Source organism: Megasphaera intestinihominis (assembly GCF_040096415.1).
Classification (GTDB): domain Bacteria; phylum Bacillota; class Negativicutes; order Veillonellales; family Megasphaeraceae; genus Megasphaera; species Megasphaera intestinihominis.
Genome location: NZ_JBBMEU010000029.1, coordinates 21,182 through 27,520, shown reverse-complemented (window position 1 = coordinate 27,520; position 6,339 = coordinate 21,182). Strand labels below are relative to the sequence as shown.

Genomic DNA, 6,339 nt, shown 5'->3' with positions numbered 1-6,339 from the left:
CACGTGGCAAGCCCGTCCAGGATAGTTACCGAATCCCCGGCGGGTCGCCCACGTGGCGACCCCTACAGTAAAACTTAACAAAAAGAGGCTGTCTTCATGCGACAGCCTCTTTTGTTGTATTTGCAACGGTTTTATTTGGATATTTTTGCTATAGTATAAGTGTACGAAAAGGGGGGAGTATGATGGAAAAAACGCATATTGACCGACTGGTTACACCCGATTATTTTAACCGCAAGGAATGTGAAGGCTGCGGCTGTTGCATCAGTATCTGCCCGTATGAAGCTTTGTCGATGCAGACCTGCGCCGACGGCATCCGGCGGCCCCGCGTCGATATGACTAAATGTCTGCGCTGCAACCGCTGTATGGATGCTTGTGAAATTTACAAGTGTTACTATATTCCTCAAAAACAATATGAAACTGCCAGGAGGGCTGCACTATGAAATACTCGCTGAATCCACACATCTTTGTCTTTGGCAAGACCATCAAGAAGCCGAAGATTTCCATTTCTTTTTTATCTTACCTGCTTCGGGGGAAACAGAATATCCTCATCGACACGGTTCCCGATAAAGCAGCCGATGCCTATATCCAGGACATCGAAAGTGTCCTGCCTGTCAGCCAGATCGATGCCCTGATTCTCAACCATTCCGAAGAAGACCATAGCGGAGCCCTGCAGGCCGTCCTGGACCGTCATCCCCAGCTGCCCATCTACTGCACGCCGGCCACGAAGGAACGGCTCCAGCCGACGTATCCGGAAGCTGATTTCCGCGTCGTCCAGCATGGCGAAAGCCTGACGTTAGGCGATTATACCTTCCAGTTCATCCATACGCCGGGGCTCCACTGGCCGGATAATATGGTCACCTGGCTGGCTTCGGAAAAAATCCTCTTCTCCAATGACCTCTTTGGCCAGTATTTAGCCGAAGAACCGCCGGTCGATGCCGGTTATTCCAAGGAAGCCATCCTCAAAGGCACCGAACCCTATTTTGAACGGGTCTTTGCCCCTGCCTCTGAAAACGACAAAGCCATCATCGCCGATATCGCCGCTATGCCTATCCAGACAGCAGCAACCGGCCATGGCCTCATCTTGCAGAGCCAATGGCCGGCTGTCCGGGATTTCTATGTATCACACGTGATCAAATAAATATTTCGTATCGTAACTGAGGTCCATGTACTGCGCAATCGTTTCGTCGTCGAATCCGTATTCTTCCGACTTATGGGTCAAATTACCCCATTTGATCTGGAGCTTCTTCTTGGAATTCAAGGGTTCTTCGTATTCGATGCGCAGTTCTTGTGCTTCTTGGGAGTGGTCCTGGACCTTGACAAACAGGCCTTTGTCGAAAGTCAGCTCGTAGACTTTTCGGAAAGCATGGGGAAGCTGGAAACCGAAGGGAACGAAGTATTTATCGATGAAGCTGTTGGCGATGAGGATGGACCCGCTGTAATCCATGACGTGGTTGAGTTCATATTTCAGGTCCCCTGCCGGCGAATGGAAGGAAACGGGATGGATGCCGTCGATGGCAGGCGGTTCCATGCCGTTGTTATTGGTCAGCAATTTATGGAGGGTCAGCATCTTTTCATCGTTGAAGCCGAAGATCGCCGTATATCCGCGCAGGCAGGCTTCATTGTACATGATGGGATGGAGGCCGAATTCCTCGATGTTAAAGAAGTCGTCCACCTCTTCGATGGCGACGATACTGAATTTATACGTGGCAAAATCGAAACCGTCAAAAAATTGGGCGCGCATGATGATTCTCCTTATTCGACGAAGACAGGTTTGTTATTTTCAAAACGGGCGATGCGGGCCAGAGATTCGACGCGGAAGCCTTTATCTTCCAACGTCCTGCGGCCTCTCTGGAAAGTCTTTTCGACGACGATGCCGATACCGGCGACAGTACAGCCTGCCTGGGCGACGATGTCCGTCAGGCCGACGGCAGCGGCTCCACTGGCCAGGAAGTCATCGATGATGAGAACCGATTCGCCGGCGTGGAGATAGGCTTTGCTGATCGTTGCCGTATATTCTTCTTCTTTCGTATACGAGTAGATCTTGGCCGTATACTGTTCGCCCTTGGTGAGCAGGGATTTCTTCTTGCGGGCAAAGACGATAGGCAGGTTGCCCATGGCCAGGGAAGCCGCATAGGCTACGGCGATGCCCGAAGCCTCGATGGTGACGATGCGGTCGATGTGTACGTCTTTGAAACGGCGGGCGAACTCCTGACCGACGTGATTGATGAGGTTCGTATCGATTTGCTGGTTCAAAAAGTTATCAATCTTCAAAATCCGGTTGTCGATGACCAGGCCATCCTGTAAAATTCGCTGTTTCAATTCTTCCATTACTTCCATGTCCTCCCTGTCGATGAAAAATGGTAAACATTGTCTACTATAATAGTACTAGTCTAATACGATTTTATAGGCAAGTCAATAAAATTCTAAGTTTACTTATGGTTTTAAAACAGGTATACTAAAGTTGTCTAATGAGTTGTCTAATGATAAGTTATCTATCTTTGAGGGAGGTCATGACATGCAGTCTATCCGACGTTTGTATGTTGCCAAGAACGGTGTTTTTGCTGACGAAGCAAAACGATTGCTCACTGATTTACAGGAAAACCTGTTGATTAAAGGGTTGACCGATATTCACATTTACCACCGCTATGACGTATCCGGGCTCGATGATGCGGCTTTTGAAGCGGCTAAAAATATGATTTTCTCCGAACCGCCTGTCGATGCCGTCTATGACGAATTGCCGGTTGGCAAGGACGACACGGTCCTGGCCGTCGAATATCTGCCGGGCCAGTACGATCAGCGCGCCGATTCGGCCATGCAGTGCCTGCAGATGCTGACCATGAAGAACGACAGCCTCGTCCGCACGGCACAGGTCCTCGTTTTGTCCGGCAGCTTATCCGCTGATGACGTCGCTGCCATCAAACATTATTGCATCAACCCCGTCGAAGCCCGCGAAGCCTCGCTGGACCCCATTTCGACGCTGGAAATGCCCTGGGAAAAACCGGCTGACGTCCCCGTCATCGACGGCTTCGATGCCATGGATGACGCCGCTTTGAAAGAACTGTCGGCACACATGGGCCTGGCCATGAGCTTCGACGATTTGAAGTTCGTCCAGACCTACTTCCGGGATGAAGAAAAACGGAATCCGACAGTGACGGAAATCCGCGTCATCGACACCTATTGGTCGGACCACTGCCGTCATACGACGTTCATGACCGAACTCACGGATGTTTCTTTTGAAAACGGGACGTTTACGGCGCCCATCCAGCGCGCTTATGAATCATATAAGACGACGCGGGAAAACTTGAACCGTAAGAAACCACAGACCCTCATGGATATGGCGACTATTGCCGTCAAAGAATTGAAAGCTGCCGGTAAACTCGATAACCTTGACGAATCGGAAGAAATCAACGCCTGCACGATCATCATCCCTGTCGATGTCGATGGCGTCGAAGAAGAATGGCTCCTCCTCTTCAAGAATGAAACCCATAACCACCCGACGGAAATCGAACCGTTCGGCGGCGCAGCTACCTGCCTGGGCGGCTGTATCCGCGACCCCTTGAGCGGCCGTTCCTATGTCTATCAGGCCATGCGGGTCACCGGTGCCGGCGACCCGCGTCAGTCGGTCAAGGATACGCTCGTCGGCAAACTGCCCCAGCGTAAGCTGACGACAGGCGCTGCCAAGGGCTACAGCTCTTATGGTAACCAGATTGGCCTGGCTACGGGCGAAGTCAAAGAATATTACAACCCCGGCTTCATTGCCAAGCGCATGGAAATCGGTGCCGTCCTCGGCGCAGCTCCGCGCAATAACGTCGTCCGCGAAGAACCGCTCCCTGGCGACATCATCATTCTCCTCGGCGGCAAGACCGGCCGTGACGGCTGCGGCGGTGCTACGGGCTCGTCCAAGAAACATACCGTCGAATCCCTGGAAACGTGCGGCGCCGAAGTCCAGAAGGGCAATGCCCTGACGGAACGCAAGATCCAGCGCCTCTTCCGCCGCCATGAAGTCACGGTACTCATCAAACGCTGCAACGACTTCGGTGCCGGCGGTGTCTCCGTCGCTATCGGCGAATTGACAGACGGCCTGGACATCAACCTCGACAAAGTCCCGAAGAAATACGAAGGCCTGGACGGTACGGAACTGGCTATTTCCGAATCGCAGGAACGTATGGCTGTCGTCGTCGCTCCGGAACACGTCGATGAATTCATGAAATATGCCGCCGAAGAAAACCTGGAAGCGACGATCGTCGCTGTCGCTACGGATACAAAACGCCTGGTCATGCACTGGCGCGACCAGAACGTCGTCAATATTACCCGCGCTTTCCTCGATACCAACGGCGTCACCCAGCATCGCAAAGCCGTCGTCGTCGCTCCGGAAGACAAAGATTTCTTCAAGGCTCCGGAAGTCAAAGACGTCGCCAAGACCTGGCTCGATACCATGGGTACCCTGAATATCGCCTCTGAACAGGGCCTGGCCGAACGCTTCGACAGCACCATCGGTGCCCGCACGGTCCTCATGCCCTTTGGCGGCAAATACCAGAAGACGCCGGTCGAAGGCATGGTTGCCAAGATTCCGGTCGAACACGGCAATACGACGACGGCCAGCATCTTCACCCACGGCTATGATCCGGACCTGGCTATCTGGAGCCCCTTCCACGGTGCTCTCTACGCCGTCATCCAGTCCATTGCCAAACTGGTAGCCCTCGGCGGCGACCGCAAAAAAGTCTATCTGACCATGCAGGAATTCTTCCAGAGCCTGGGAACCAATGAAAAGGCCTGGGGCCAGCCGGTCAGCGCCCTCCTCGGTGCTTTCGTAGCCCAGCAGGTCATGGAAGTGGCCGCTATCGGCGGGAAAGACAGCATGAGCGGTACCTTTGAAAACCTCACCGTTCCGCCGACGCTCGTTTCCTTTGCCATTGCACCGGAACACACGAACCATATCATCTCACCGGAATTCAAAGCCGCTGACGACGCAGTCCTCCTCTTCGACCTGCCCCGCGACGCTGAAGAAATGCCGGACTTCGATACTTTCAAAGCTCACTGCGATTTCCTCCATCAGTCTGTCCTCGATGGTAAAATCAAAGCCATGCATGCCGTCGGTCAGGGCGGTATCGCCGCTGCCGTCGCCCAGATGGCCTTTGGCAATGGCATTGGCTTCGCCGTTGATGCATCCTTTGCTACGCAGGAACTGTTCAACCTCAGCTATGGCTCGATCCTCGTCGAAACCGACGCTGCTACGGCTGCTGAATGGGTCAAACGGGCTCACGTTTCCCTCGTCGGCAAGACGACGGCTGCTGCTGATGTGACCGTCGATGGCGTGACGATTTCTCTGAAAGACCTCCAGGATGCCTGGGAAAAACCGCTGAGCCACGTCTTCCCCATCAAGAGCGAAAGCGGTACAGGTGATGCCGAACTGCCGCTGTTCACGACGTATGGTCCGCGCCGCAGCGAAGCCTTTGGTACGCCGCGGGTCTTCATTCCCGTCTGCCCGGGCACGAACTGCGAATACGACTCGGCCGCTGCCTTTGAACGGGCTGGCGCTACGACGGATGTCATGGTACTGCGCAACAACACGCCGCAGGATCTGGCAGAATCTATCGATGAAATGGCCAAACGCATTGCCAAAGCCCAGATCATCATGTTTCCTGGCGGCTTCAGTGCCGGTGACGAACCGGAAGGTTCAGGCAAGTTTATTGCCACCTTGTTCCGCAACCCGGTCCTGTCGGAAGCTCTGGAAAACCTGCTCTATCAGCGCGATGGCCTGGCTCTCGGCATCTGCAACGGCTTCCAGGCCCTGATTAAACTCGGTCTTCTGCCTTACGGTCATGTCCAGCCGTTGAAAGCTGACAGCCCGACGCTGACATACAATACCATTGGCCGCCATCTGTCGCGCATGGTCGAAACCAAGGTCGTTTCCGTCATGAGCCCGTGGTTCAGCAGCTGCAAAGCCGGTGACGTCCACACCGTCGCCATCTCCCATGGCGAAGGCCGTTTTGTCGCCACACCAGAACAGATTCGCGAACTGGCTGCCAAAGGCCAGATTGCCACACAGTACGTCGACCTTTCCGGCAAAGCGACTTATGACAGCGAATACAACCCGAACCAGTCGGTCCTGGCAGTCGAAGGCATTACCAGCCCCGATGGCCGTGTCCTGGGCAAGATGGCGCACACCGAACGCTTCAGCGCCGAAGACGTCTTCCAGAACATCGCTGGCAACAAACTCCAGCCGATCTTCAAATCGGGCGTCGAATACTTTAAATAAAAGAGGAGCACTAGTGTGGGCCGCCCTTTGGGACGGCCCCTACGAGTCGCTAACTGCTAGCTGCTAATAGCTTTTTCTTG

5 protein-coding genes are annotated in these 6,339 nt (G+C 53.9%); 3 read left to right on the top strand and 2 right to left on the bottom strand.

The features are described 5' to 3' along the window. Positions 1 to 182 precede the first annotated feature (182 nt). Both WMO23_RS06255 and WMO23_RS06250 read left to right on the top strand, forming a co-directional pair. Complete coding sequence (locus tag WMO23_RS06255) at positions 183 to 440, top strand: 4Fe-4S binding protein (RefSeq protein WP_020311588.1); 258 nt, start codon at positions 183 to 185, stop codon at positions 438 to 440. After that, positions 437 to 1,138 (top strand): FprA family A-type flavoprotein, encoded by a 702-nt coding sequence (locus WMO23_RS06250; protein ID WP_292108203.1) that lies wholly within the window; start codon positions 437 to 439, stop codon positions 1,136 to 1,138. The genes WMO23_RS06255 and WMO23_RS06250 overlap by 4 nt, the downstream gene beginning before the upstream one ends. On the opposite strand, the gene WMO23_RS06245 is transcribed toward WMO23_RS06250, so the two are convergent. Both WMO23_RS06245 and WMO23_RS06240 read right to left on the bottom strand, forming a co-directional pair. Then, entirely contained in the window at positions 1,121 to 1,741 is a 621-nt protein-coding gene (locus WMO23_RS06245) for a hypothetical protein (protein ID WP_020311590.1), read from the bottom strand. The genes WMO23_RS06250 and WMO23_RS06245 overlap by 18 nt on opposite strands. Positions 1,742 to 1,752: 11 nt before the next feature. Further along, entirely contained in the window at positions 1,753 to 2,328 is a 576-nt protein-coding gene (locus WMO23_RS06240; RefSeq protein ID WP_292108202.1) for a xanthine phosphoribosyltransferase, read from the bottom strand. 187 nt (positions 2,329 to 2,515) lie between these two features. Here WMO23_RS06240 and WMO23_RS06235 point away from each other — a divergent pair, with 187 nt between their 5' ends. Next, on the top strand, positions 2,516 to 6,259 hold the full coding sequence (locus WMO23_RS06235) for a phosphoribosylformylglycinamidine synthase (RefSeq protein WP_292108201.1): 3,744 nt from the start codon (positions 2,516 to 2,518) through the stop codon (positions 6,257 to 6,259). The last annotated feature ends 80 nt before the right edge of the window (positions 6,260 to 6,339 follow it).